Source organism: Paenibacillus sinopodophylli (assembly GCF_005930355.1).
In the GTDB taxonomy this organism is placed as follows: domain Bacteria; phylum Bacillota; class Bacilli; order Paenibacillales; family Paenibacillaceae; genus Pristimantibacillus; species Pristimantibacillus sinopodophylli.
Genome location: NZ_VDBO01000001.1, coordinates 777,787 through 804,725, shown reverse-complemented (window position 1 = coordinate 804,725; position 26,939 = coordinate 777,787). Strand labels below are relative to the sequence as shown.

Annotated in this window: 17 protein-coding genes; 4 read left to right on the top strand and 13 right to left on the bottom strand. The window is 48.4% G+C overall.

What is annotated here, in order from left to right:
* Positions 1-25: 25 nt before the first annotated feature.
* The 4 genes from FGT79_RS03485 to FGT79_RS03470 all read right to left on the bottom strand — a co-directional run bounded on the left by FGT79_RS03485 (position 26) and on the right by FGT79_RS03470 (position 7,383).
* Positions 26-3,673, bottom strand: a complete 3,648-nt coding sequence (locus FGT79_RS03485) for a fibronectin type III domain-containing protein (protein WP_138751384.1) — start codon at positions 3,671-3,673, stop codon at positions 26-28.
* Between the two features lie 101 nt (positions 3,674-3,774).
* Positions 3,775-5,418: a type 2 periplasmic-binding domain-containing protein gene (locus FGT79_RS03480; RefSeq protein ID WP_138751383.1), complete on the bottom strand. Its 1,644-nt coding sequence runs from the start codon at positions 5,416-5,418 to the stop codon at positions 3,775-3,777.
* An 87-nt stretch (positions 5,419-5,505) separates the two neighbouring features.
* Positions 5,506-6,396: a carbohydrate ABC transporter permease gene (locus FGT79_RS03475; protein WP_138751382.1), complete on the bottom strand. Its 891-nt coding sequence runs from the start codon at positions 6,394-6,396 to the stop codon at positions 5,506-5,508.
* A 24-nt stretch (positions 6,397-6,420) separates the two neighbouring features.
* Positions 6,421-7,383 carry an ABC transporter permease gene (locus FGT79_RS03470; RefSeq protein WP_246096128.1) on the bottom strand — a complete coding sequence of 321 codons (963 nt, stop codon included), beginning with the start codon at positions 7,381-7,383 and terminating at the stop codon, positions 6,421-6,423.
* 248 nt (positions 7,384-7,631) lie between these two features.
* Here FGT79_RS03470 and FGT79_RS03465 point away from each other — a divergent pair, with 248 nt between their 5' ends.
* Both FGT79_RS03465 and FGT79_RS03460 read left to right on the top strand, forming a co-directional pair.
* On the top strand, positions 7,632-9,392 hold the full coding sequence (locus FGT79_RS03465) for a cache domain-containing sensor histidine kinase (protein WP_138751381.1): 1,761 nt from the start codon (positions 7,632-7,634) through the stop codon (positions 9,390-9,392).
* Positions 9,367-10,941, top strand: a complete 1,575-nt coding sequence (locus tag FGT79_RS03460; protein ID WP_171056059.1) for a helix-turn-helix domain-containing protein — start codon at positions 9,367-9,369, stop codon at positions 10,939-10,941. Before FGT79_RS03465 ends, FGT79_RS03460 begins: the two co-directional genes overlap by 26 nt.
* 57 nt (positions 10,942-10,998) lie before the next feature.
* Here FGT79_RS03460 and FGT79_RS03455 read toward each other — a convergent pair whose 3' ends face one another.
* From FGT79_RS03455 to FGT79_RS03445, 3 genes are all read right to left on the bottom strand, one after another.
* The gene (locus tag FGT79_RS03455; protein ID WP_246096126.1) at positions 10,999-13,368 is read right to left on the bottom strand and encodes an FAD-dependent oxidoreductase; all 2,370 of its coding nucleotides are present in this window, start codon (positions 13,366-13,368) and stop codon (positions 10,999-11,001) included.
* 651 nt (positions 13,369-14,019) lie between these two features.
* Positions 14,020-14,712, bottom strand: coding sequence for a hypothetical protein (locus FGT79_RS03450; RefSeq protein ID WP_138751379.1), 693 nt, complete (start codon positions 14,710-14,712; stop codon positions 14,020-14,022).
* Entirely contained in the window at positions 14,693-15,256 is a 564-nt protein-coding gene (locus FGT79_RS03445; protein ID WP_138751370.1) for a sigma-70 family RNA polymerase sigma factor, read from the bottom strand. The genes FGT79_RS03450 and FGT79_RS03445 overlap by 20 nt, the downstream gene beginning before the upstream one ends.
* Positions 15,257-15,630: 374 nt before the next feature.
* On the opposite strand from FGT79_RS03445, the gene FGT79_RS03440 reads away from it, so the two are divergent.
* Both FGT79_RS03440 and FGT79_RS03435 read left to right on the top strand, forming a co-directional pair.
* Positions 15,631-16,227: an S-layer homology domain-containing protein gene (locus FGT79_RS03440; protein ID WP_138751378.1), complete on the top strand. Its 597-nt coding sequence runs from the start codon at positions 15,631-15,633 to the stop codon at positions 16,225-16,227.
* 153 nt (positions 16,228-16,380) lie between these two features.
* Entirely contained in the window at positions 16,381-18,492 is a 2,112-nt protein-coding gene (locus FGT79_RS03435; RefSeq protein WP_138751377.1) for a heavy metal translocating P-type ATPase, read from the top strand.
* Between the two features lie 95 nt (positions 18,493-18,587).
* Here the strand turns inward: FGT79_RS03435 and FGT79_RS03430 are convergent, their stop codons facing one another.
* The 6 genes from FGT79_RS03430 to FGT79_RS03405 form a co-directional block, all read right to left on the bottom strand.
* Positions 18,588-20,159, bottom strand: coding sequence for a glycoside hydrolase family 43 protein (locus tag FGT79_RS03430; RefSeq protein WP_246096124.1), 1,572 nt, complete (start codon positions 20,157-20,159; stop codon positions 18,588-18,590).
* Entirely contained in the window at positions 20,143-21,744 is a 1,602-nt protein-coding gene (locus FGT79_RS03425) for a response regulator transcription factor (protein ID WP_138751376.1), read from the bottom strand. Before FGT79_RS03425 ends, FGT79_RS03430 begins: the two co-directional genes overlap by 17 nt.
* Positions 21,716-23,488 carry a sensor histidine kinase gene (locus FGT79_RS03420; RefSeq protein ID WP_171056058.1) on the bottom strand — a complete coding sequence of 591 codons (1,773 nt, stop codon included), beginning with the start codon at positions 23,486-23,488 and terminating at the stop codon, positions 21,716-21,718. Before FGT79_RS03420 ends, FGT79_RS03425 begins: the two co-directional genes overlap by 29 nt.
* A gap of 101 nt (positions 23,489-23,589) precedes the next feature.
* On the bottom strand, positions 23,590-24,936 hold the full coding sequence (locus FGT79_RS03415; RefSeq protein WP_138751374.1) for an ABC transporter substrate-binding protein: 1,347 nt from the start codon (positions 24,934-24,936) through the stop codon (positions 23,590-23,592).
* A 77-nt stretch (positions 24,937-25,013) separates the two neighbouring features.
* Positions 25,014-25,850 carry a carbohydrate ABC transporter permease gene (locus FGT79_RS03410; RefSeq protein ID WP_138751373.1) on the bottom strand — a complete coding sequence of 279 codons (837 nt, stop codon included), beginning with the start codon at positions 25,848-25,850 and terminating at the stop codon, positions 25,014-25,016.
* A gap of 16 nt (positions 25,851-25,866) precedes the next feature.
* The gene (locus tag FGT79_RS03405; RefSeq protein ID WP_138751372.1) at positions 25,867-26,799 is read right to left on the bottom strand and encodes a carbohydrate ABC transporter permease; all 933 of its coding nucleotides are present in this window, start codon (positions 26,797-26,799) and stop codon (positions 25,867-25,869) included.
* Positions 26,800-26,939 lie beyond the last annotated feature (140 nt).

Sequence of the window (26,939 nt, the reverse complement as noted above, 5' to 3'; positions counted from 1 at the left end):
GGCAATTGAAATAGAAAAGGAGCGATTACAACAAAGCCTGGATTTTTACATCATCGAAATAAGCTTTCTCCAGATGAGAGAATACGCCCGCTTTGCCGGTACCGAAGGCGGAATCCGTCGCGCTGGCAAGTAATTGCCCGTCCAAGTATGCTTTAAGCGAGTTCCCTCTCACTTCCAACCGATAGGTATGGTAGACACCGGTCGTCGGATCCGAGAGAATGGGCGATGTCGTCAACGTCGTCTCCACGCCGTTCTGCAGCTTAACGAGGAACATTCTCTTGTAATAGCTTGCGTAATACATGTAGTAAAAATTGTTGTAGTCCACGAATCTCGCAACCAAGCCTACGCGGCCTTGCCAGGTGTCCACTTTCGTCTTGGCCTCGATGCTATAATCCGTCCATGTGCTAAGTCCCGTCACTGACTTGGTTCCGCCTTTATCCGCGTTGTCGGACAAATAGACTTTCGAATTCCCGTCAGTTACGACTGAGAAGTTCCCCCAATTGGAGACGACCGTCCAATCGCTCACAACTCCATCCTCGAAGTTGTCCTCGAATAGCAAGTTCGATGTAGTCGCAATTGCTTCGATGCTGGGATCCGATAGCCGGCCTCCCGGATCGTAAGCTTTAACCGCGTAATGATACGTCGTCACGGCATTCAGTCCCGTATCCTTGTAGTTATAGACCGAGCCGTTAACGGTGGCGATATCCGTTCCGTTCCGGTAGATCTTATAGCCCGCGACGTCCGTTTCGTCTGTGGATTCCTGCCAGGTTAAGTTAATCTCTGAAGAAGAGAGCACTGTAGTGGTTAAGTTTGCGGGAGGCGTAGGAGCCGAACGATCGTAATGTTGGACCAGAACGTTGTCGAATGCAACGGGCTTCTTCGAGTTTGACACAAGTCCCGCTTTTCCTTCGGCGATCGAAGAGTCGACGGCGGTAATAATTGTCTGGCCGTTCACCGATCCGATAAGCGACGTTCCTTCCGTTTCGAACCGCAGCTTATAGGTTGTGCCGGCTGCGATTGTCGTCAGCCCGGACACCGATTGAATAACGGAGGTCATCCCGCTCTCTCGTTTCTTGATTACAGCCTTACCCTTTTGCGCATTGTACTTGAATACATAATAATGGTCGTTGTCTGCGTATCTTGCCAGTAAGCCGACTTCTCCCTTAGCGGTCGTCGACTTGATGTCGGCTTCCACCGAGTAGTCGCTGCCGTATGTCGCATCGATCACTGTCTTGCCCTTTGCGGCGGAGCGATAAACGGTAGTCTCCCCGTCTTGGACCACGCTCCATTGTCCGTTTACCGTAGTCCAACCGCTCGCGTTCCCGTTCTCGAACGTATCCGCGAACAACGGGTCATAGATAAGCTCGAAGGCGAAGCCTTTGTCTGTAACGAGCTGAACGACAAGGTCGCTTCCTGAGATCGTCACGGGAATCTCTTCCAGCCTCACGCCGTTAAGCGACAGTTTATAGGCTTTGTATCCGTTCACAGGGCGTTCGACCGATAACCGGAATTGCGCGGTTTGTTCCTTGGCTAGCGTAGGCAGCTTGCCTTTAAAGTATTTGACTTCGCCCGAGGACAACTGTACCGTCTCTTCGTCCGTAGCTGCGACGTCCGTCGTATAAATAAGCAGCAGCCTGTCGCTGTCTTCCAACGATTTTTCGTCTAGGGAGGAAGCGAAGAAAGTGCCCTTGTACACATCGCCGGTCACGGTTGCCGGACCGAGCTGAAGGTCGTGATTGTCCATCGTGCCGGCCGCCGCGACGATCATTGGCGTCCGAACCATATAGGTGTTCAGATTAAGGTCGAACAGAAGCTCTCCCGTGTCGGACAGCAGCTTGTTCTCATTCAGAGCGTCAAGCATTGCCGTCTTCGTCGGGGAAGCGTCAAGCGAGTTGATCATCGCTTCGGCCACTTGCCGATCCGTCATGCCGCTCGTGATCGGGATTCGGTTCACAGCGGGGAATTGACCCGCCTCGATCTGCTGCGTGGTCAGCTCCGGCGTGATCCGGTAAACCGCGAAGGGTACGCTCGGGTTATCCGCATACACGGTTGCCGTGTTGAACAGATGCGGGATATACATCATGTTGGCGATATACGCCTCGATCTCGGAAGCGGCGCCTTTGTCACGAGCCCACATCTTATCCCATACGATGGCGAACTTCGGCACGCTGGCCTCTATGGCACCGGTTCGGAACAGTAGCGAACCCTCCGCCTCAGATAGAATCGCTAGCGGGTCATTCGCGATAGAGAACGACTCCGGCGTTCCGAGTCTTCCGTTCGTGTAGGCGTCGCCGATGTTTATGCCGAATGAATATCGATTTAACATATCCCAGCCTTGGAACGCTCCTGTCGCGCCGACGAAGATACCAGCTTCCTCGCGCCCCTTGGCCGGGAACGTGTCTTGGAATTCCGTCAGCAAGAAAGGAGTTTCGTACCCTTGCCTTAAAGACAAGGCCGGATAATAGTTTCCGAACAGCCGATCGCTCGCCCAATCCTTCGGGTAGTTCGCGTTCGTCGCGCTATCGAACGACATGCTGAGACGCGGGAATTTGAGAGGTCTGAATTGGAAGCCGTATTTACCGTTCTCGTCAATCCGGTTATCGACGAACTGGTGATACAAGTGTGTTTCGTAGACGTCCGAAGCTTGGTTCCGCCAGTAATTCACGTTCGGACTAATAATGTGATTCAATCCCCCGACCGGCACTTCGACCCCGAGCTCCTGCTTCAAGTAGTTGCGCATCTCGTTCGATGCCGAAATGGTCTTCTTCGAGTAATAGGCGCTTAGGCGATCCTTGATCGTACCGCTCGCATTCCAGTATTGATCGGGGATCGACGTGATCGGAGCTTCGCCGAACGTATCCGCTAGGAAGTCGTTGAAATCATCCAATAGAAAATCGCGGAACTTCACTTTCATCGAGCTGAGTTTCATGTTGAGCAGAAGCGACTCGTTCCAGGGACTGACGCCCGCGAGCACAGGATCGTCCTTCAGGGCAATCCCGGTATACGGATTGACATGGGAGAGCCACACACTAGCGATCGCCTTCCACATTTCCATCGCTTCTGGCAGCGTAGGCAGAAGATAGGCCGAATTATATCCTTCTGCATACTCGCCTAGAACCGGTACGTTTCTGAAGTCATACAACTGGAACAGATCGATCACGACATAGATGCCGTGAGCCTTGAGCCTGGAGATGAGATATTCGACTTGATCCAGCCTATTGGCATTCAACTGCGGGGTCGGAGAGTTCGGCTGGAAGATGCCTGGCGCCCAATCTGCCATGGAATCTAAAGAATGCAGCCTTACGACGTTATAGCCAAGTCGCGCCAAACGTTCCGCCGTACGATCGGCATCCTCATGAGAGCCATAGTACATATTCCAGGATAAATTGCCGCCATAAAGCTTTACCTTCCGCTGCGGTTGCTGCTCGAAGACGTAATCCCCGTCGGAATCGATCTGGATAAAACCGTGCTTCCCCGCTGGCGCATCATTCATCGCCGACAGATCCAAAGCGCTGCCTTGGGCAATCATCGGCTCCGTGTCGATCTGCTGCCAGCCCGCGGGCACGTCCGCCTTCGCCTCGGTTGCGCCGACGTTAAACAGCGGAATCGTGAGTATCAACACTAACCATCCGGTTAGACACTTGCGGCTTATCCATTTGGACTTTGCAATCAACGTAATCGTCCCCTTTGTTCCGATTCAGCCGTTCCTCTCGCTCCAATTGGATACGCGGATGCCAAGAATTGCATCCGCGTATTTTGTCTCTTCTCCAAAGCTTATTTCTTCTGATTCGCCGGCCAAGCGAAGGCCATACCAAGCGCCTTCTTCGCTTCTTGGAATTGTTTATTCTGGTAGTCGTACAGCTTCTGATAACCGAGCTTCTCTTCCCTCTGGATCTCTTCATTAAAAAACTTCTCGATATCAGCTTCTGACTTGGCGAGGATCATCTTGGCCCGCTGCTTCTTGCGTTGCTCCTCGATCTTCGCGTTGATACCGCCTTCCTCGGTGCCGCCAAGCGGAGTTATCGATTCGAACGGAAGCATATCATATGTGAAATCGGCGAAGTAAATGGTCGACTCTTCCTTGATCCTCGCATCCTCCGTGCTCGTTGCCGGCGTGGTTCTCTGGATCGGCAACCAATTGATCAACCATTGCAGCGTCCCGTTGCCGTATTTAAGCTTGGCTTTGTTCGCATCTTCGGCATTCAGCGTATTGAACTCGTCGGTCAACTTTACCTTGCCGTTCTCGTCGTAATTCCATGCCGCGCCTTTCGGACCGTAATTTACGTTTAAGCTCATTTCCTCCGTGGACAAGTAATTGAACAGCTTGATGATACGATCCGGGTATTTTGTCTTGCTGTTGATCATCGAAAGCGTCCAGCCTGACGAACTGACGGGATCGACATACTGTTTGCTGCCCGAGTCGCCTGCCACCGGTCCCACGTGAACGAAGACGGCTTTCGGGTCCGCCTGATAGAGCGCGCTCCAGTCGATCGTCCTATTCGTAAAGGCGAAGACAGCGCCGTTCGTGACCTTCTCTTGGATCTGGTTCTTGTCGAGCGTTTGGCTGTCTTCCGGCATCAAGCCTTCTCGGTACAGTCGATTCAGGAACTTGTAAGCTTCAAGCATCTCCGGCGTGCGTTCGCGATCGATCAGATTGCCTTGCGAGTCCTCTCGAGGAGCGCCGAAGAAGTTGCCGATAATCCAGCTCTCGAAATACGCGGGAGTTACCGTAAAGCCGTTGTATTTCGTCCCTGAATCCTTGACCTTACGCAGTGCTGACACCAGGCCTTCCTTCGTATTGAAGTCCTCCGCCTTAATGCCGAGTTGATCCATGATATCCTGCCTTGCGTATAATCCTTGATTGCTACGAATGCGGTCGCCCGGCTGGAACGATTCCTTCGCCCAGAAGAAGCTTGCGAAGCCATAGAAGTGTCCATCCGGATTGCGAAACCAGTCCTGCATCGACTTCGGAACCTGGAAGTCCGGGTCGTGCTGCTTAATCAGCTCGTCAAGCGGCGAGACGAGACCCGACTTCTCGAGCACACCGCGCTGCGGTGATCCTTTGTCGAGCGTAATAACATCGGGGATATCTCCGGAAGCGATGATGGCGCTAAGCTTGTCGGAGTTGCCTGAGGTGAAGTCGATTGAGATGCCGGTTTCGTCGGTAATCATTTTGTCGAGCAGGTTGTTTTCCGGATCCCAATTTTTCTTGTAGTAATCCTGGTCGACGAACCAAGTGATCTTGATCGGAGACTTGTCCTCCGGCTTCTCGCCCGGCGCCGCTGTTCCAGACGGAACGGCCGATTCCGAGGACTTCGCGTTGCTCGCGTTTTCGTTGCCTGATGAACAGCCCGCGAGAAGTCCACCCATCAGAACGGCTGCCATCGTGGCGCCGATCCATTTTTTGCTAAATTGCATGTCGTTTTGCCTCCCCTTTGTCTTGTAAGAGCTATATGTTGTTCATTCGCGTCAAGCAGACCCGTACGTGCCTGCTTGATGCGAAAATCAACCTTTGACGGAACCGATGAGAACGCCTTTGACGAAATACTTCTGCAGGAACGGGTAGATGACCAGGATCGGCGCTGTCGTCGCCATCATCATGGCAAGCTTGAGCGTCTCGGGGCTGATCTGCTTCGCTTCTTCCGGCATGACACTTGCTGCCTGCTCCCCGAACTTCGTCGCTACCGACGAATCCGTGACGATGCGCATGAGGAACAGTTGAACAGGCTCTAGCGCTTCCTTGGTCGTGAACAGCATCGCGTCGGTATACGCATTCCAGTGATATACCCCGTTGAACAGAGCTATAGCTGCCAAAACGGGCTTGGTGAGCGGCAGGATGAGTTGCAGGAAAATGCGGTATTCGCCTGCTCCGTCGATCTTCGCGGACTCGATGATCTGCTCGGGTATCGAACGGAAGAAAGACATGACGATAATCATGTCCCAGACGCTGAACATCGTAGGAATGATGTAGACAAGAAAGTTGTTAAGCAAGCCGAGATCCTTGTACAGCAAATAAGTCGGGACAAGGCCGCCGTAGAAGAACATCGTGAACATCATGACGACGATATAAACGTTGCGGCCGGCCAGCGCCCTGCGCGACATGCCGTAAGCGACGAGCGCGGTGAACGCCACGTGCAGCGCCGTGCCGGCGAGCGTTCGAGAAATCGTAACGAAATAAGCGTGAAAAATCGTTTGATCGGCAAAAACCGAAAAGTAATTGGAGAGCGTAAACGTGCGAGGCCAGAAATAGACCCCTCCCCGCATATAGTCAAGTCCCTGGTTAAACGAGCCGACCAGCGCGAACCAAAACGGGGCGATCGTAAGCACCATGATGGCCGTCATGACGATGATATTAAATGTGTCGAACCACTTATCTCCTTTGGAGCGGATATTCATTCTTAAATCCTCCTTCATCTTACCTTAGAACAGACTGTTATTGGTAAGCTTGCGTGATACGTAATTGGCCCCGAACAGCAGGACGAGCGCGACAAGCGATTTGGCCAAACCCACAGCTGTCGAGTAGGAATAGCGCATCTGCTGAAGTCCGACCTTGTACACGTAAGTATCGATCGTCTCGCTAACGTCGAGATTCAGCGGATTCTGCATCACCATGATTTGCTCGAAGCCAGTATTGAGAATCGAGCTGACAGCGAAAATGAGCATGATGACAATCGTCCCCATGATGCTAGGCACCGTAACGTAGCGCATGCGCTGGAACCTGCCGGCTCCGTCGATTGTAGCCGCCTCGTGAAGCTCTGGATCCACACCGGAAATCGCCGCGATATAGATGATTGCCCCCCAGCCGATACCCTTCAGCATCTCCGCCCCGACCATGATGATCCAAAACAGATCCGGATTACCCATGAAGTTAATCGGCTCATCCGATATATGCAGCTTGACGATTAGCAGATTGAGGATCCCGTTCGAAGGCGACAGTACGGTCAGGATCAACCCGCCGAAGATAACCCATGAGACGAAGTGCGGCAAATATGAAATCGTTTGCACGAATCGCTTGAAGCGTACTCCCGTCAACTCGTTTAAGAGGAGAGCGAACAGGATCGGCGCGGGAAACCCAAGAAAGAGCGCGAGCAGATTCATCGCCAGAGTATTGCGCAGCACGTTCATAAAGTTGGGGTCCGTGAGGAACTCCCTAAAGTGGCTAAATCCCGCCCATGGCGAGTCCATGACGCCTAAGAACAAATCGAAATTTTTAAAGGCAATCAGAATACCATACATGGGCACATACGAAAATACGATAAGGAAGAGCAGTCCAGGCCATACCATGCTCTGTAGCGCGAATTGGCTCTTCCATCTTGAGCGCCGGCCGCTCCCCTCCGTTCCCGAAGCAGGAGCGCTGTGTCTCGCTTCTAAGGTTCTTTCCACTTCTTGTCCACCCCCGTTCGTTACCGGACCGCCTCTCGTATGGCGATAGCGAGTAACGTTCTCTTTGTTTGAATTTGCTTCAGCGCCGGAAGCCTAATCCAACTATAAGTCTTGAAAGCGCTTATAAAAATAGCTCTGTTTTTGTTTTGATACCTTCATTTTGGATTATCCAGGAGTCGGGAAGGGTTAACTAGTAAATTGTCGAATACGTGAAGTAGGACTCATAACCATCGAGAGAAGGTACGACGATGCGCCGCCAATTAAACGCCATAAGCATCAAGAGCAAGGTAATGCTCGCGTTCGTGCTGCTGATTCTGCTTCCTTTTAGCGTACTCGGGCTCTATACCTACGATCAATCCCAGCAGTTCGTCCGCGCTCAATTGGTCGCCAATTCCGCTACGGCGCTGAAGCAGATGAAACACACGATCGAGAATAAGATTGATCTGATCGAGAGCGTAAGCGATTCCATCACTTTCAATTATCGCTTGCAGGAATTTCTGGAGAGCCCCTTCTCAGAGGATAACAATTCGCTGGATACCTACTTCAGTTACGCGGCGCCGCTCATCAACTATGCGATGCTGTTCCAGAAGGTCAATACCGAGAAGATATCCGTTTTCATGAACAACGAGACGATCCCCGAGGGCTTCGGTGCCTTCTACCATTCGTTCAAAGCCAAACGGGAGCCTTGGTACGATTCGTTCGTCCGTTCTGGATTGAAATCGGCATGGATCGTCCGGGATAACACGGTGAGCGGTCAAACCTTTGCCTTCGTGCAGAAGATGATCTCATTGGAAGGCAATGATCTCGGCTTCACGCTCGTCGAAGTTCGACCAAGCGATTTGCTGGCGACCGCGCAAGAACCGTCGGAGAGCGGTCAAGACATCGTCATCGCGGACGAACAAGGCCATATTCTATACCCGGAAGAAAGTGAGAACCCTCTCTCTTCCCTACTCTTGCAAACGCTGTCTACTGGCGACTATTCCATGCGCGACGGCAGGTTGTATATCGGAGAGAAGCTGAAGGGCGTCGGCTTGTCCATGCTGATGACCGTCTCTCAGCCGCGCAGGGCGAATTCCTTGCAAGCCGCAAGCAACCTCGTCTTCATCGCGACGATGGTTGTTCTGCTGTTCTCTTTCTATTCCGTGCTTAAGATGGTGCTGCGTAAAATGAGAACGAGCATCCGCCAGATGGATCAGGCGATCGAAGCCGATTTCAAGCCTATTCCGATCGACCGGCGAGACGAATTCGGGGTTATTACTGAGAAGTTCAATCTTCTGTTGAACAAGGTAACGATGCTGATGAAGGACATGATTCGCAAAGAGACGATGCAGAAGGACGCTCAGCTCGCAGCGCTGCAAGCTCAGATCAATCCCCATTTCATTTATAATACTCTCGATATGTTCAGCGCGAGGATGGAGCTAGCCGGTCAGTTCGAAGAGTCCGATGCGATGGCCGATTTCGGTAAAATGATGCGTTACAATATGGACGGAAAATCGAAATTCGCGACGCTGGAGTCCGAGATTCGCTATCTGGAGCAATACATGAACCTGCAGAAAATCAAATACGGCAGCGATATTGAACTAAGCGTTCAGGTGCCGGAGCGGCTCCTTCCGTTACGCGTGATTCGCTTCCTTCTACAGCCGGTCGTCGAGAACAGCATCCGACACGGCTTCCCGGCAAATGGATTGCTGCGCATCGGCCTCGTCGCTTCGCTTCAGTCCGACGACACCGTCCTGCTTTCGATTCGGGACAACGGTCCGGGAGTCGAACCGGCACGCCTTGCTTACCTTAACCAGCAGTTCAAGAAATCCGACTATACGCCGGCTAACGATCAAACAAGGGAAAGCATCGGGCTCGGCAACATCAACGAACGACTGAAGTTGTTCTACGGCGAGGAATACTCGATTCGGCTTATCAGTGTAGAAGGCGAATACGCAGAGACGGTCATCACCATCCCCTACGATGCAGGAGAGGAAGACAGCCATGTACAACGTGCTCATTATCGATGACGAGCAACTGATCGGCGACGGCGTCAAAGCGAAGCTCGAGCGCGCGGGTCTTGCCGAGATTTCGCAGATTCATGTCGCCTGCGGCGGAGAGGAGGGATTGCAAGCTGCCGCCGATTTGAAGCCGCATATCGTCATTACGGACATGCGCATGCCCGATATCGACGGCATTCAAGTGATCCGTAGGCTCTCGGCCGAGCTTCCGTCGTCCAAATTCATCCTGCTCAGCGGCTACGACGATTACGCTTACGTCCGCGAGGCTTTTAAATACGGCGCTCTCGACTATCTGCTGAAGCCGGCGGGGTCGGCCGAATTAGCTAAGCAGATCCGGACTGCGATCGCAGCTATCGCGGAGGACGACAAGAAGGCCGCACAAGCGGAACGAAGCCGCAAGGCCGAACGGATGATGCTCGCCTCGCGATTGAACGCGGTTCTGAACGGGGCCATTCATCCTCGAGGCAACGGCGATGCGGTCAACTCTCCCGATTTTGAGCTAACGGACTCTTATTTGATCCACAGTTCGGCTGCCGTTGCCTTGTTCCATATTAGCGGTGATCCTTATCACTCTGGAGATCTGGAGTTAGCACAATCGCTCTTGGAACGGAATGCCCGCGAAGTCGGGCATCCGGAGGAACTGCGGCTGTTGGCGTTCCATGACGGGGACGGGAGCGTCTGTGCGGTTATCAACTTCACGGATGACGTCTCGTTTGACGCTGCATCTTCCATGATTGGGGAGACGGTAAAGAGATTAAAGGAGGCCGGCGCAGAGCATGCGGTCGCGTCGGTCAGCGAGCCGTGTCGGCCGGCCGACCTGCCGAAGCAGTATAAGCAAGCTAAGCTTGCCATGTCGTACCGCATTCTGCGAGAGCCATGCGAAGTGCTGTCGACGAAATCGGACAATCGGTCCGGCGGAACCGATGGAAAGTTGCCTGCCCGCAAGGATATCGAGGAACTTCGCCACGCCGTCGAAACGTTGCAATTGAAGAGGATCTCTCAATGGATCGACCGTTGGCTGCCCGACAGCCTGATCGGAAGCGAGTCTCTCGACCGCATCAAGGCGGTTTACGAGCTGCTGCTGACGGAAATCCGGCGACGCTTCGACGGACGTCTGCCGTTCGAAGAGCGCGAGCAAATCCGCGCGCTTGCCTCCTTTCATACGCTAGGCGACCTTCGCCGGTATTTACTGGCGTACACGGACACTGCGAAGCGTTCTGCAAGCGATAATGCCGAACCGGCGGACACCGTTATCTCGTTCGCGGAAGCATTCGTCAGGGAGAACTTTAACCGCGAAGTGCAGCTTGCGGAGGTGGCGAACCGGGTGTCCATGAACTACTCTTACTTCAGCAAGCTGTTCAAGGAGCGGACCGGGCTGACATTTACCGCCTATTTAATCAAGGTACGGATGGAAGAAGCCAGCAAGCTGCTGCAGGATCCTACCTTGCGCATTAACGAAGTGTCCGAGAAGGTTGGTTACGGCAACCTGTATCACTTCTCTCGCGCTTTCAAAAATTACTTCGGCATCTCCCCGAAGGAGTATCGTCGATCCAGGTAAACGTCAAACAAGCCCCGATCAGAACTAGCCGAATCGGGGCTTGCTCGGTTATAATTGTCATTCTCCTTGCGGCGGATAGCAGCGAATCTCGTAAATGGCGGCGGAAGGGTCGCCGTTGGTTGCCTCGATGACGACACGCAACTTGGCTGTCTCGATCGGCCTCTCCAGCTTATGCCGGCAATGCCGTTGGTAGTTTCCTCGAACGACTTCAACTTCCGTCCATTCCCCGTCCGCCCATGCTTCGATCCGATAATCCTTCGGACATTGCGGGTCTCGGTAGAACGGCGCGTATCCACGGTACTCCCACAGCAGATGACCGGGGAACGACAGCTCCACGCAGCCGATCGACTGCGTCTGCTCCCACGTTAACTCAAGCCATTGCGACAGCGACTCCGCCGGATCCGAACGCCACAGATTCGTGTAGTGATGAGGGCGCGCCACGCCGCTTACCGCTTGCTCTGGACCGAAGCAATGCTGCGGCGGTTCGATGCGGAAGCTCCTCGTCGGTCCGTTCCAATCTCTGCGCATCTTCCCTCCGCCCATTTCGTACGCGCAAGTATGCGCAGGCACGACGCCCGACGCAACATGCCAATTAACGTTCGGATTCGAGAGCAGATCGAGTCGAACGTAGCTGCCCGGCTTGAGGCCCGATGCCGAAGTCAGACGAACGTCCCAATCGATCCAATCGAAGGCGGCGCCGGGCTTGACCTTGAGCTTGACTGCGGCGAGCGGTTGAAGCTCCGTCCGATAATCCCAGATGTGATCAACGGGTACGATACAAGCATCCACCGTTTGCTCTTCGTCCGTCAGATTGGACAAGCAGACCGATACGCAATCCAGCGCCTCTTCGGCGATCGCGAGCCATTGGCCCTTGCGCTGGCGCAAACACTCGCTCGACGGATCCCGCCGTGAGGTATCCGTCTCCGGGTTTATTCCAACGACAGCCGCCTCGCTGCTCGCGGAGAGTCGGGCCGTGCGGGCCAAGTCACGCTCATCCTCGTTCAGCGAGTTCGGCAGGAAGCAGCCGTCGCGGAGCAATATCTGCTGCACGTCCCGAACCGCTTCGGTCGGAAGGTCCTGGACCGCGATGCCACGCTTAAGTGCGATGGCTGCCGAGGTACCGACGGCCTGTCCGATGAGCGCGGTCGTCCCCATGACCCGCACCGTTCCGAGTGCGGCATGCGTAACGCTGATATTGCGGCCGGCCATCATCAGATTGTCGACGTCCCTGGCGATGGTCGAACGGAGCGGGATACCGTAAGGGCCGCAATAGCTCTTGACCATGTACGAGCTCGTCTCGTCATAGCCTTCCGAGCTCGCATGCTCGCTCGTCGGCGCCAGCAGTCCCCCCGGAGTGTGCAAGTCCAGAAACCAACCGCCGTAGGCGATCTCGTCTTCGAATACGGTTCTGTTCTGCGGATCATGTTCCGTCATTAGATAAAGGCCTTGAATTCTCCGACTCTCCCGCTTGCCGGGCACCTGCCCGATCCAATCGATAGCGTGGTTCGCAGCAAGCTCCTTCGTCTGCGGATCCTTGTTCTTGATCCAATCCCAGACGCCCAGCACGTATCGCGTCAATTGATGCCGAATGTCCTCGTTCTCGTGTATCGTATGCCAAGGCACGCCGATCTCGATCCACCAGTAGCCGCCCCGCATATCGTTAGGCCTGCGGCCTTGCTTGTAGAAGAAGTCCGGGTTATCCAGCTTAGCCGCCCATTCCGGCGCCTCGAACGGAGCTGGAGTGCCCGTATCCTTCGTCTTGAACAGCAGCGACGAGCCCATCACGTCGCCGCTCGCCTCTAGCGGCGCATGTGGTTCGTCATACTCCTCGCGTCCTTCCGAACCCATATGCCATTCGCAGCCGGCAAGATCCGCAACGAGCCCGTCGCCCGTGCAATCGATAAAGATATCGCCGGAGAGCTCCAACGTCGTCTCCGCGTTCGCCACAAGCCCGATGACCGCTTCGATGCGACGCTCCTCACTTTTGCGAACGTCGACGATGGACGTATTCAAATGGAAGGTTAGATTGGGCGTACGCATGGCCAGATCGTACATCGTCATGTCCCATACGCTGTTCGTCCATCCGTTCTCAAAGATGATCTCGTGATTGTGGGCGCGTTCTTCGATCAGAAGCTCCGAGATAATGCCCGTCTCCCGTGCGTACACGTGGAACGCGGCCGCCCCGTGTGGCGTCACTCTGACCTCGGATGAACTGTTGCCACCGAAGACGGGTCGATCTTGAACAAGACACGTTCTTGCCCCATGTCTTGCCGATGCCACCGCCGCGCAAAAACCGGCCAAGCCGCCGCCGCAAACGACGACGTCGTATCTCTCCTGGCGAATAGTGCCGAAAGGCCGACTTTCATGTGCCTTCTGTATGACGCGTTCCGTCTGCTTTCGTCTTTGCGCTTGCGCTCCATCTACCAATTCCTCTGCCCCCTTGCGCCGTCATTATACTGATAACAAACCCTATTGACAGCGTTTTCTTCTGATGCCACCTCACTATAACGCGGAACCGCCGTTGACAAAATAGCACTATTTTTGATTTGATACCTTGATTTTGGATGGCCAAATCAAATAGGATTGCTCCCAGCACCATCGGCATTAATGCAGGTCGAAGCGATTGAAAAATTCTAACTGCGGAGGCAATTGCCATCTCCTGCAGATTTTTTCCTGAATAAGGCCGGATATATTGGTGCTCGGCTTATAACTCGTTTCATTAAAGCTCAAGAATTGGAACCCAAAAACAACCAAGTCTATGTCTTGGAAAAGACAAAAAGCCCCAGAATGGGGCTTTTTGAGATCCGCATAGCTTTTATTCGGTTATCGTCCTCAAGGTCTTCGAGAAACATATAATGAAGATTTGATTCAAAGGCAAGCCGCAATGCCCTGTTATCGCCATAGGCTGTCGGATCAAAAGATATGACCTTGCTAGAGGGTTTCTTACTGTCTACTTATTTAAGGCAAGGTCAATATAATGTAATAGGTAAATTATGGACTACCTCGAAAAAGCAACTGGTCAGCATGGATGACACTTGCTCTTCGAGGTAAAAGCTTATCTCACTTAGCGTTTCTTACTTAAAGCGTTGCCGACAACGCCATCCTCATCGCTACATCTCCTGGAATTGGCCCGGTTATGCCAAAATGGACATTTTCAATCGTCCAGAACAATTCAGTCATGCTCGGTTGTTCAAATACGAATCCGTCCACTTCGCCCACCTTCGTCTTTGTAAATAGCTCCGTCGGATAGATGGAAGCCATGCGGCTGGCCGTGAACGTAACCGTATGTTCGCCCGACACATACGTTAAGATGATATCTCTAACTGGTTCATCTGGCATCCCCACCGCTGCAATATCTGTTAAGGTGTACCCTTCCGGTACAAAGGACGGCAGCAGCAAGTCTTCTCCAAAAGACGCCTTTGCTTCTTCGATGGAAGCAAGCGTCAATGTCGTCAATGAAGTCAATTCTGAACCGACTATGCCTCCGTTTGACTGTGGCGGAGACACATTTTCCGTCGTATTATCCACAGGCGCCGGAGCGCTCGGTGTACCTAACAGCGGGATGGCCACAACGATTGAGACCGCTGCTGCCAATCCCACCGCAGCCACCTTCCATGATTTCGCAAGTTTCCATTTACGCCCTGCCTTCTCTGCGGCCGCTTCTTGACGAATCTTCCGCTTCAGTTGCTCACTCATCTCCATACTCGAAAATAACATTTCATCAGACTCCTTTCGAAACTGTTTAGTCAGTTCATAATCCATATCCGTCATGAAGAATTCCCTCCTTACTGATCTCTCGGGCGAGCATTTCTCGCGCCCGATGCAGTTTGTTGCGTACTGTTCCTTCCGGGGAGCTAATTGCTTCTGATATCTCCCGCGTGTTGAGGTCTGCGTAGTAATACAAGTACAACGCTTCCTGATACGGCAACGGCAGGCGAAGCACATGCTGCAGCACTTCGCTCTTCTTTAGCCGTTCAAGCGCCTCATCTTCCAGGCTGATCGTTCGGCCAAGCTCCAACTTGCCTGGCTCGGTCGGCTGTTCCGTGAACATACGAACGCTCATTTTGTCGCGGCATATGTTGACTGTGATCGTCGTCAGCCACGTCTTGACGGTACTGTCGCCGCGGAAAGTGTTCCACTTTCGGTACGCGCGTAGGAACACCTCCTGGCTAATATCCTCGGCAAGATGAGCATCCCCCGTATAGAAAAACGCAGTCCGTATGACAATTGTGCCGAATTCGTTCATGAGCTGCTCAAGTGCTTGCGTGGGGTCTTTCGAAAAATCATTCTTATTTCGACTGCCGGTCGGCTTCATGTGATCACCACCTTCACCTTATTAGACGGTCCGAGCGGGAAATCCGCTGCAAATATAATCGTGGTTATGTAATTCGGAGTATGTTCTTGTCATTAGCCTTTGATAAGAATATACGATATATCAAAAAAAGCTGATTTCCGCGACTTATAGTCATATATGTTCTAGTCAACCGACAGCTAAGCTGCAAGCATGTTAAAAACCGTTCCTCCCATAAGGAACGGTTCATCTTTTGACGACGTTCCGCAACTAAATGTGCGCTTTGGTTCGACTGGCCGCTGGTACGCTTTACCGTTTGAATCATCATAGGTTTTACTAAAGTCGATTGTAGAAAAAATCTCACGAATACGACCTTGTTGGAGAATGGTAAGAGCTTTATGATCATTCACACTGTTTCAACCGGAACTGTTGTTCCAGTTTTAAATAATCCAGTAACTTTTTCTGACACAAATGGTCACTGGGCAGAAAAAGCTATCTCTAATCTTGCGAATCATGGCATACTATTCGGTGATGAGCTTAGGAATTTTAATGTTTCGAAATACGTATCTAGAGCAGAATTTGCATCCATTATAGCGCGCGGTTTGGGCTTAACGAGCGCTACGTCAGGATTACCCCCTTCCAGTTTCACAGATGTCAGTCAAGACAAATGGCACGAATCAGGAATCAGAGTAGCCAATTCATATGGCTTAATTCAAGGATTTACAGATCAAATATTTAACCCTGAGCAATTTCTTATACGTGAGCATGCCTTTGTAATTATTGCAAGAGCACTAAATATATCACAGCTAACAGCATTAGCTTCTGATTCAGTCAGTTTGCAACAATATGTGGATTATAACAATATCTCAGATTGGGCAAAAGATTCTGTTATAAACGTATTACAAGCAAATATTGTTGAAGGAGATAGTACTAAACACATTCAACCACGACAATTATTAACCCGTGGTGAATGTGCTCAACTAATAACATTATAGAACGATTAACGAACCATCGAACTGTTCCTTAGGAGCAGTCCGGTGGTTTTCACTTTTCTACGTCTAACTGGAGAGAATAAGTTTGACATATATAATGGAATTGCATATCATATGATCAAGTGTTCATATAATACTTTGAAAGAAGGATGTCTAATGAATGAATATCGGATAAAGGGGCTTTCTTGTAGTGGATGCGCCCTAAGAATGGAGGAAGAGATTCAACAATTAGAACATGGCGAGGATGCCAAACTTAGCTATAATTCTGGAATATTAACGTTAAATCCGTTGGTCTCAATGACTGATGTCAAGAAGATTTTGAGATCGGACCATGCATACATTGAGAAAAGTTCGGAAACGAATACTGGTCACGACCATAGTGACCATGATCACAGTCATTCTGAAGGAAATATGAAGATGCTTACATTGCTCATTACATCTGGTGTAATCTATGTTGCCGCATTATGGTTAGATGGTGTCCTCGACAAACAAACCGTCATTCTTTTATATGTATTCGCTACGATTATTAGTGGTTACACCACTTTCTTTAGAGGATTGAAAAACCTATTCAAATTAAAATTCAATATTGATACTTTAATGACCATAGCATTAGTAGGAGCTGTATCCATTGGTGAATGGAAAGAAGCTACGCTCGTCGCGATCCTGTTTGGTCTAAATGAGTTGCTTGAAGGCTATGGTATGGAAAAAGCTCGTCGTTCTATGGAAACTTTATTACAAGTTGCTCCTAAGGAAGCCTTAAAGGTAGAGAATGGTCAAGAAATAATTGTTCCGATTTCCTCTCTTCAAGTCGGTGATTTCGTAAAGATAAAGCCTGGTGAGAAAATCCCATCAGATGGTATCGTCTCCCAAGGTAAAAGTTCGGTGAATGAGGCTGCCATTACAGGTGAATCGCTTCCGATTGAGAAAGAATCAGGTGAGATTGTTTACGGTGGAAGCATTAATAATGAGGGTCTTCTACTCGTTCGTATAAATAAAGCTTATGAGGATTCATCCTTGGCAAAAATTCTTCATCTCGTTCAAGAAGCACAAGAAACAAAAACACCAACTGAACTTTTTATTAACAAGTTCGCGAAGTACTATACACCCCTCATCATGCTTGTTGCAGCTCTTGTTATGCTTATCCCCCCTCTCCTCTTTCAAGGAGATTGGATGACGTGGCTTTATCAAGGCTTATCTGTTTTAATTGTTGGTTGCCCTTGTGCGCTGATTCTTTCCTCCCCTATTGCGATTGTTTCAGGAATTACGAGAAATGCACGGAACGGTGTACTGGTTAAAGGTGGAGTGTTCCTTGAGCAGCTCGGTAAGATTGATTCACTTGCATTTGATAAAACAGGGACGTTGACTAAAGGGGAACCACATGTGGCTCAATTGGAGGTCTATGACGAAGAACGATTCTTTGTTGTTGCTGGAGCCATTGAAAGGTCATCATCTCACCCACTGGCGAAAGCGATTATGAAAGAAATGGACAGTAGAAACATCGTCGTTTCTGAACCGGATGAAATTCAAACGATTACTGGTCGAGGGATTAAAGCGAAAGTGAACGGTCAGATGTATTGGCTCGGGAATGAAAAAAGCATGGCGCACATTATTATACCTGACTCCATACAAACCCGCGTCGAACAATTAAAAGAAGAAGGTCTTACCCTCGTCTTGGTAGCAGATGAGGAAGAAGTACTTGGCATGTTCGGAATTGCTGACGAAATACGAGAAGAAAGCCGCTCTGTCATTGAATCCTTACACAAACTAGGGATTAAAAGAACGATCATGTTAACAGGCGATCATCAGAAGACAGCAGAGAAAGTGGCTTCAGCCGTCGGAGTTTCCGAATTTTATGGAAATCTTCTTCCAGAGGGTAAAGTAAAACGAATTAAAGAACTCTCAGTGAATCATCATGTAGCCATGATTGGCGATGGTATTAATGACGCTCCCGCCCTCGCTTCTGCGCAGCTAGGCATTGCGATGGGCAAAGGAACGGATAGTGCCATCGAGACAGCGGATATCGTCTTAATGCAGGATCATCTAGGCAAACTTCCAGAAGCCGTTTCGGTTGCCAAAAAGGTAAATCGTATTATTCGCTTCAATATTATCGTCTCACTCGGACTAAAAGTAATTGCTCTTTTGCTTACCATTCCCGGGTGGCTCACATTATGGATTGCCATCCTCTCCGATATGGGAGCAACCATATTTGTTACGCTCGTTAGTTTAACTATATTGATTGAAAGAAAAAAACATATGGACTCACAATAAGTAAATAAGCAAAAAGCCGTTAGAAGATTTCTACTGGCTTTTGCTTTCCTTATTCCTGTTGTTCCTTTAACTGACCCTGTTTTTAGAAATGACAACTACCGAGTAACGATGAAATCATCAAAATCAACATAACCTCCAGCCTCTTGATTGGCTTGAGCATATAGCCCTACTTTCGCTCCGACCCACTTACTGACTGTAGCTTGAAATGGTGTATGATCAATCCTCTCGAACCGTTCTCCGTCCGGGCTATATTGAAACCGACAAACAGCCCCTGCTTCGACTGAAACCTTAAACCACAACCTGCTTGAGCTGGCCATTGGAAGCTTCCAAATCATGCTCTCGCTATCCATATCCCCTTCAAGTAATTGAATTTGAGGACCTGCCTCAGCGTCTAACACATACGTTAATGCTGAATATTGATAACCAAAGATGATTAAACCCGTTCTGTCTCCTTGTTGGAAACCAGATACATCAAAGCTCGTCGTTACCTCGAACGCAAGTGCAGGAAATTTTTGCATGATAAGGCAAGGTGCCTGATACAACGAATGTTGTCCCTCTTGCCTTGTTTGTGTGTATAAACGAAGATATCCGCTTCTCTCTGAAAGAGAATACCAGTTATCCTGTGGATTAGCTTGCCACTGCCATTGTAAGCCTAGTTGAGGAGAATCGAATGTATCAGTGGAAGCTGGTGCTTCAATCGGATGAATGTTATCCCCCACATTCGGCTTTGGTGCACGCATGACAGGCTCACCGATCCCATCTCCATCCTGATCAATACCAATAATCGGCCAACCAGCCTTCCATTCCATTGGTTGTAAGTGAACGATTCGCCCATACGCATCCTTATGCTGGAAATGCACAAACCAAGATTCTCCGGATGCAAGCTCCACAAACGCACCTTGATGCGGACCATTCACAGGCGTCTCACCTTGTTGAAGAACAATACGGGCTTCGTAAGGACCTAGCGGATGCTCGGAACGCAGCACTGTTTGCCAGCCTGTCTCGACTCCCCCAGCTGGGGCAAACACATAATATATCCCCTCGCGCTTATACATCTTAGGACCTTCAATCGTTGGATGACGTGAAGGGTCGTCGACAATAATGACACCTTCATCGCGTATTTCTTTTCCGTCAGACGACATCCTTCGTATTTGCAATCGATGTTTAATACCGCTACGGCTATGTGCATAGGCATGAACCAAATACGCCTCGCCATCGTCATCCCAGAATGGGCAAGCATCAATAATACCTTGCCCTTCCATAACAAGATGCAGCTCACTCCATATACCTGCTGGATCTTGTGCTGTTGTCATAAATACACCAACATCCGGATCACCATAGAAGATCCAATATTGTCCGTTATGATAGCGGATGCTTGGTGCCCATACACCATTTCCATGCTGCGGCTGATTATAGGCCGTAATCGGCATACGTAAGATCGCATGATTGATTAATCGCCAATTCACAAGATCCTTCGAATGAAGAATAGGCAGTCCGGGAATATGACCAAAACTGGAAGCGGTCATGTAGAAGTCATCATTTACACGTACCACATCTGGATCGGAGTAATCGGCATGTAGGATCGGATTAACGAAAGTACCGTCACCTTGGTCGGCTATCCATGGGTAACTATTCTGAATATTTATACGATTATTGCTCTCCATCATTATTCTCCATTTCTGAATAGTATCGTTGTTTGTATTCGCTTAGACTTAAGGAAACATACTTTTTGAATACTCTTGAAAAATAACCGCGATCAGAATAGCCCAACATATAAGCAATGTTTTCTGCCGTTTCTCCTTTTTCCGTAAGCAGCAGCTTCGCTTCCTCCATTTTCAATAAATGTACGTGGTCTGTTACAGTTATACCCGTCATTTTCTTAAAGTAACGAGAGAAGTAGCTTGGATTTAGATGCAAGTGGCGAGCGATATCAATTGATGTTATATTTCGATAGATGTTTTCTCGAATAAACCGATTAATCGCTTTCAGATCTGGGTTCATCGTACTCTCGTCTTGAGAAAATGACCTAGCACTTGTTATGAGAGCCTTCATAAACCAACGAACGATTCGAAACGCTTCATTCAATCGAACGGACTTGCCGATATCCTCCTGAATATCTGCAGCTAATGAGCGACCACTCCGTACAGTTGCTTCCTGAACCCATCGCAGCAACAGTTCCTTCGCATCCGCAGGTGCTAATGCAACTACATACATGGATTTCTCTAGATTGAACAAATAGATATGCGCGGATGAATCGTTTGTAAGATGTAGAGCTTCCATCCATTTTACCGCCAATGTCTCCATTCGATTCTCTTCATGTTCTTTGCTGCTCAACAAGGCTCGTGGTTCATTCGTGTTTATATTATAAAAGTCATGTTCGAAATGCTTCTTAGTTGCAATGATCCGTTTCCCAAGTTCAGGCAAGACGCAATCCTCTTCTGTGGTTATGATATAACTTTCGACCTTTAAGTACTTGAGCAGCTTCTCACGAAGCTGAGTACCAAACTTGTCTAAGTCTGCCATCACATCCTCTTCTTTCGAGCAAGCAATGCACCAAAGGCGTCCGTCTTTCGAATAGAATATGGTCACAGTCGTATGCTCAGACAACTCCACAGCAATGTTATATGCAGCATATCGTACCAATTCCGTTCGATCACTTTGATAAACTTCAATAAGATCTCCTCTGTCCAAGTGACATAAACCTACGGCATATCGCGAATCTTCCGTCCATAATATACCTAATCTTGTCCCGTGCTCGAGCAGCGCTCTTAGATCTCCGCCATGAGAAAGCTCCTGAAAAAATTGTTGGGTAAGTACATCCTTATTTCGCGCCATTTCGCTCTTGTACGCCATTCTCTCCAACTGATCTTGCTCATCATCAAAGCGCGAGACTGCTTTTTTCAAACTTTCAGCAATCTTTTCTGGATTTAACTCATCTTTGACGATATAATCATCCGCTTCAATCCGAAGAGCCTCTTTGACATATTGAAAATCCTCGTGACAGGTTAGGAAGATGACACGAAGTTTGGGATTGAAAACACGAAGGCGTCGAGCCAATTCGATTCCATTGCCATCCGGAAGACCGATATCGGTAAGTAAGATGTCTGGCATGGTCGCTGTGAAAAGTTCCAGAGCTTCCTCAGCCGAGTAAGCTTCTGCACATATACGGATAGTTAGAGACTCCCATGGAATGAGTTTGCGCAAATATTCCACCACCGGTGCATCATCGTCGACCAGCATCGCTTTCAACATAGGGTTTGTCCTCTCTATCCTTATTCATGGGGATATATATTTTACTCACAAATCTATTCTCTTCGCTCAACTCAATGCTAAGTCGAGCTGAATTCCCAAACGTCAGCTTCAGTCGCCGATAAACGTTATACAAGCCAATTCCGCTATCACGGGCTTGTTCCACCTCATGCTCAAACTTTTGATTCAGTCTGGAAACCTGTTCCAAAGTAGTTCCTCGGCCATTGTCAGATACTCGAATTTCGATCCCTTGAAATGCTTCCCTAATCTTTACTTCAATTAATGGATGGGAAATGGATCGGTTAAAACCATGAATAATACTGTTCTCAACCAATGGTTGCAGGAGTAGACGTGGAATCATTACATCGCGAAAATGGTCTGGCAGTGAGATGTCCAGCTTAATATTTAGCCGATTTCGCATTCGAATTATCGATATATATTGTGAGAGTAACTTACATTCATCTGCAAGGGTTAATGGCTCGTGTACCTTCAAGTGAGCTCGCAATAACGCCATTAATGAATCGATAGTCTCGCTGTGCACCTGATCACCTTCAATGGCTAAATTACACTTGATGGAATTAAGCGTATTGAACAGGAAGTGCGGCTGGATCTGGGAGAACAAAGCATACAATTCAATCGTTCGTTTCTCTTCCTGTTCGTTTTCCAACTTGCTAATAAGCGCATTAATATTATCCAGCATGTCATTAATCGATTTACCAAGAAGTGAAATCTCATTTTGTCCTGTGACGAGGTAACGAACAGAGCTATTTCCTTCTCCGTATTGTGAAGCGACACGCATTAACTTATGGATAGGTCTGTTTAATCCTTTTGCGATGACGCTTGATATGAATAAAAACACGAACAGCACAATACAAACGGCAAGAAGCGTATACCAGAAGCGTTGCGTTATGTCGCCAAATACCGCAGTTGTGTCTAGGTCGTACACCAAGGTCCAAGTCGTTCCCGATACGGGTACCGTTTCTCTCTTTTTGCCTGAATCCGCCCCGTCTATTAAATAGGCTGGACTGCCTTCTACACCAGCTAATAAACTTCCATCCTGCTCATATAAGGAAAATACCCCTTGACCTGCATGATGGAACAATGAATCAAAATAGGAATGGGGAATGCCAACAAATAGTGTTCCCAGCACTTCGTGACGAATGGGATCATAAATAGATTTTTTCAAGAACAAATAATAGGATGATTGGAGGACATCATCGAAGCTACCCATTTGTTCTTCTCGAAACCACTGTACGATTCCCGTAGAAGCCTCGCTCTTTGGCAAATGCTCAAAACGTTCATCCTTGCGAAGCGATGCTATATCACTCGGTTTAGCAGAGCCGACAAGCGGATAATAGGCTTGATTGAGGTACAATACATGAACGTTCAACAATGATAATTTCCCAACGTAAAATGACATATTCTCTGCTATGCTCATATAGGACTGATAGTCCGCAAATGTTTCGAAACTCGTTATCGCTTTTAATTTTCTCAAATCCGAATGAGAATGATTCAACTGTGAAGCTGAGTACTGATTGACGGTATAGATGACATCGTTTGCCGTTTTGGAGATATCGTTGGCTAGCGTTCCGATAATGCCTTTCATGTTTGAACGGACATTTTCTTCGTTTGCCTGTTTATTGGTCATATAGGACATCACCGAGATCAGTAGCAACGGAATGGTAAGAAAGAGCAGAAGCGCTAATTGGATTTGACGATAGAACGAAATTCGGTACAACCAACGCATGAAGTATCCCCCCAATCCTACGATCCATTTTACACAATTATAATCGAACTCCATAATGAAAACAGGGAAATCGGCATATGCCGACCTCCCGATCCAAACGATTATTTATTGCTTTGGATGATCTTTTGTCCTTCATCCAGCATAAACGTGCGCGCTTCTTCGAACGGTACATCGTCAAGCAAGAACTTAGTGACTCCTCCTTCGGCAACCTTCTTCAACTGTTGCTGATAAGGAACGCTAATTACAGATGAACCAGCTGTCCGGACACGCTCATCAAAGAGTGTAGCAATCAAAGCATCCATGTCCACCAGATTCTTTTTATCACCAACAATTTCGGTCACGATCGCTTTTCCGTCAGCTTTTTTCCAGCCTGGGATTCTGCCCGATAATGTCGCTCCTTCCATCGTTGCGAACTTGATAAACTCAAAAGCAGCGTCTTTATGTTTCGAGTTTTTATGAATGGAAAGGTAACTTCCGCCTATACTTGTTAAACCTGGCTCCACATCTTTGGATGAACGAGGAAGCGGTGCAAACGTAATATTGAAATCTCTCGGATAACTTGTATCATTTAGAAACGCTTCATCAAGCGAATACATTGCAATCGGCATCATGCTCGTAGTGCCATTCATGAAATCAGTGGCCCAATGCTGTTTGGCAGCCAATACATCCGCAAGCGGCCTTACGGACTTATCTTCCACTTCCATTCCTCTGCGGAGATTGAACCAATATTCAAAGCTTGGATCATCAAACAACAAAGTGCCATCTTCTTTTAGCTGTGGATTCTTGAAATCGGTGTACGCAATTAGGTTGGCATACTCCCCAAAAGTATGGAAGTAAGCTCCGAATCGTCCTTCCTTGCTTTCCTTTAATTTTTTCGCATATTTTCTGAAATCATCCCAGGTCCAATCGAAAGAAGGCTTGTCCAAACCGGCGTCCTTCAAATGATTTTCGTTGATGGCTACATACCAGAAGCTTGCATCAGTCATTGCACCGTAATACTTTCCGTCATACTTCGGATTTCGATAGAATTCATCTTCCGCATTAATCTGGTTCGCTTCGTAGAATTCATCCAGCGGGTATAACATCCCGTTACCCGCACGTTCCAACACATAACCTTCGTTATTTAGAAGAACAATATCAACCGCTTCACCTGAAGAAGATAACACATCCAATTTTTGAAGCATTTCACGTGAATCATTATTTTGAACGAGTGCTACATGCTCGACCTTGACGTTCTTGCTTTGAGCGTTGAATGCTTCCACGATGTTCATCATGGGTTCACCCTTCTCACCCTTAGCGTTCGTATAAAATTTCAACGTAACGACTTCTTCCGCTGCCGAACCAGCATTGGATTCAACGGGTTTCCCCTGATTTCCATTGCCATTGTTGCTGCAAGCTGCCACGAATAACAATGAACATAATGTGAGTAATAGTATGATTTTTTTCATTTTGCATCCCCTTTTTATTAATTATGAATTACCTTCTAGTCGTTCGCTTACATTATTTTGACTTTGCGTTAACCAGATTATCCTTTTACTCCACCAACAGTAATTCCGTTAATCACCTCCTTTTGGAGAATGATAAAGACGATGATAAGCGGAATGATTGCAGATACTGCAGCCATCATCATTAACGAAACGTTGTTCGAGTATTCCTGCCGGAAAAATTGAATGCCCAGCGGTAGCGGAAATAGCTCCTTTTTGAACAAGAAAATCAACGGATTCTGATAGTCATTCCAAGTCCATATGAACTTAATAATTCCTGCTGTTGCCAGAATTGGCTTAGACAATGGCAGTAAAATTTGTGCGTACACCCTAAGATAGCCTGCTCCATCAATTTTCGCTGCTTCAATGAAGTCATTCGGAACTCCCATCATAAATTGCCTCATTAAGAAGGTGAAGTACATCGAGAATGCAAGCATCAACACTAGCCCTTCATGCGAATTATACAAGCCTAGCCATTTGATCATGATAAAACGGGGAACAAGTGTAGCCTGGTCCGGAATGATCATAAATGACATCATAAGCGCAAACATAATACCCTTTCCTGGAGCGCGAAGCTTGGAGAAAGCAAAAGCAGCCATTGACGAAAATAACAATGTTGCTATCGTAGAAATAATTGCAAGCTTGAAGGAATTCCAGTAGAACAAGGTGAAAGGGACATTTTCCAACCATACCTTATGGAAGTTTTCTATCCAATTCCACTGCTGTGGTATCCATTGAATGGGATAAGTCATGACATCTCGCTCTAGCTTGGCTGATGCGGAGAGCATCCACAATAATGGAACAATAAACAAAATTGAACACGCCGAGAGTATAACGGTTATAATCAATCGGTCAAGCTTTAAGTTCTTTAATGACATTTTCCTTCTGCCTCCTTTATGTCCGCTTCCCTCTGCCTTGTATAATCCAGGTTACTGACGATACAGCGATCACGAGAAGAAAGAGTACCCAAGACATCGCAGATGCGTAACCCATATTAAAATTAATAAAGCCCTCCTCATAAATTCGGTAGACAAGCACAGTCGATGCATCATTAGGACCACCGTCTGTCAAAAATTTAATAAGATCAAACACTTTAAAAGAACCGATGACTGTCGTAATGGTCAAAAATAGCGTTGTAGGAGCCAACATCGGCACTGTGATGGACCAGAACTGCTGCATACCTGATGCTCCATCGATTCTTGCTGACTCATAGATGTCTTCAGATATTTGCGTCAATCCAGCGAGAAATATGATCATCTGATAGCCGAGTGCCTGCCAAATGGCAATCACCATGATCGCGACGATCGCATATTCCGAATCAACAAGCCATTTCGGAGGGTGGTCGAAACCAATCCCCATAAGAAACTGATTGATTGGCCCGCTTGAAGGGTGATAGAGTGCGGCCCATACTGCTGCAATAGCAACCGTAGAACAGATATAAGGAATAAAAAACAAGATTTTGAACAATCCTTTTGCATAAACCTTCGTGTGCACAAGAACAGCCATAATCATCGCAATAATTAGACCCACAGGAACCGTAACGGAAGTAAAGAACAAATTGTTCTGTAAGCCCTTCCAGAATTTCGAATCTTCCCACATTCTTTCGAAATTCCCGAATCCGATCATATTCATTTCCTTAAATCCACCTATGAGATTCCAATCCGTAAAGCTTAGAAATAATGAGAATAGCAAAGGGAAAATAGCAAGCGTTATAATCCCTATAGCTTCTGGTGCTAGAAAAAGCCAACCCACTAAAGCTTCCTTTCGGTATTGGTTCCACCACCTTCCACTTTTCGTACGCTTTGCTTTGTCGATCGTCGTAGCCATAGCTGTTTACCTCCTGCAGTTGATCCCTTATGAATAACTTTATTATAGGTATACCCATTTGGATTTACAGGTCAGGATTTAGACGCATTTTGGTGTACGATTTTTACCTAATCATTCGAATTAAATAAATTCAATTTGAT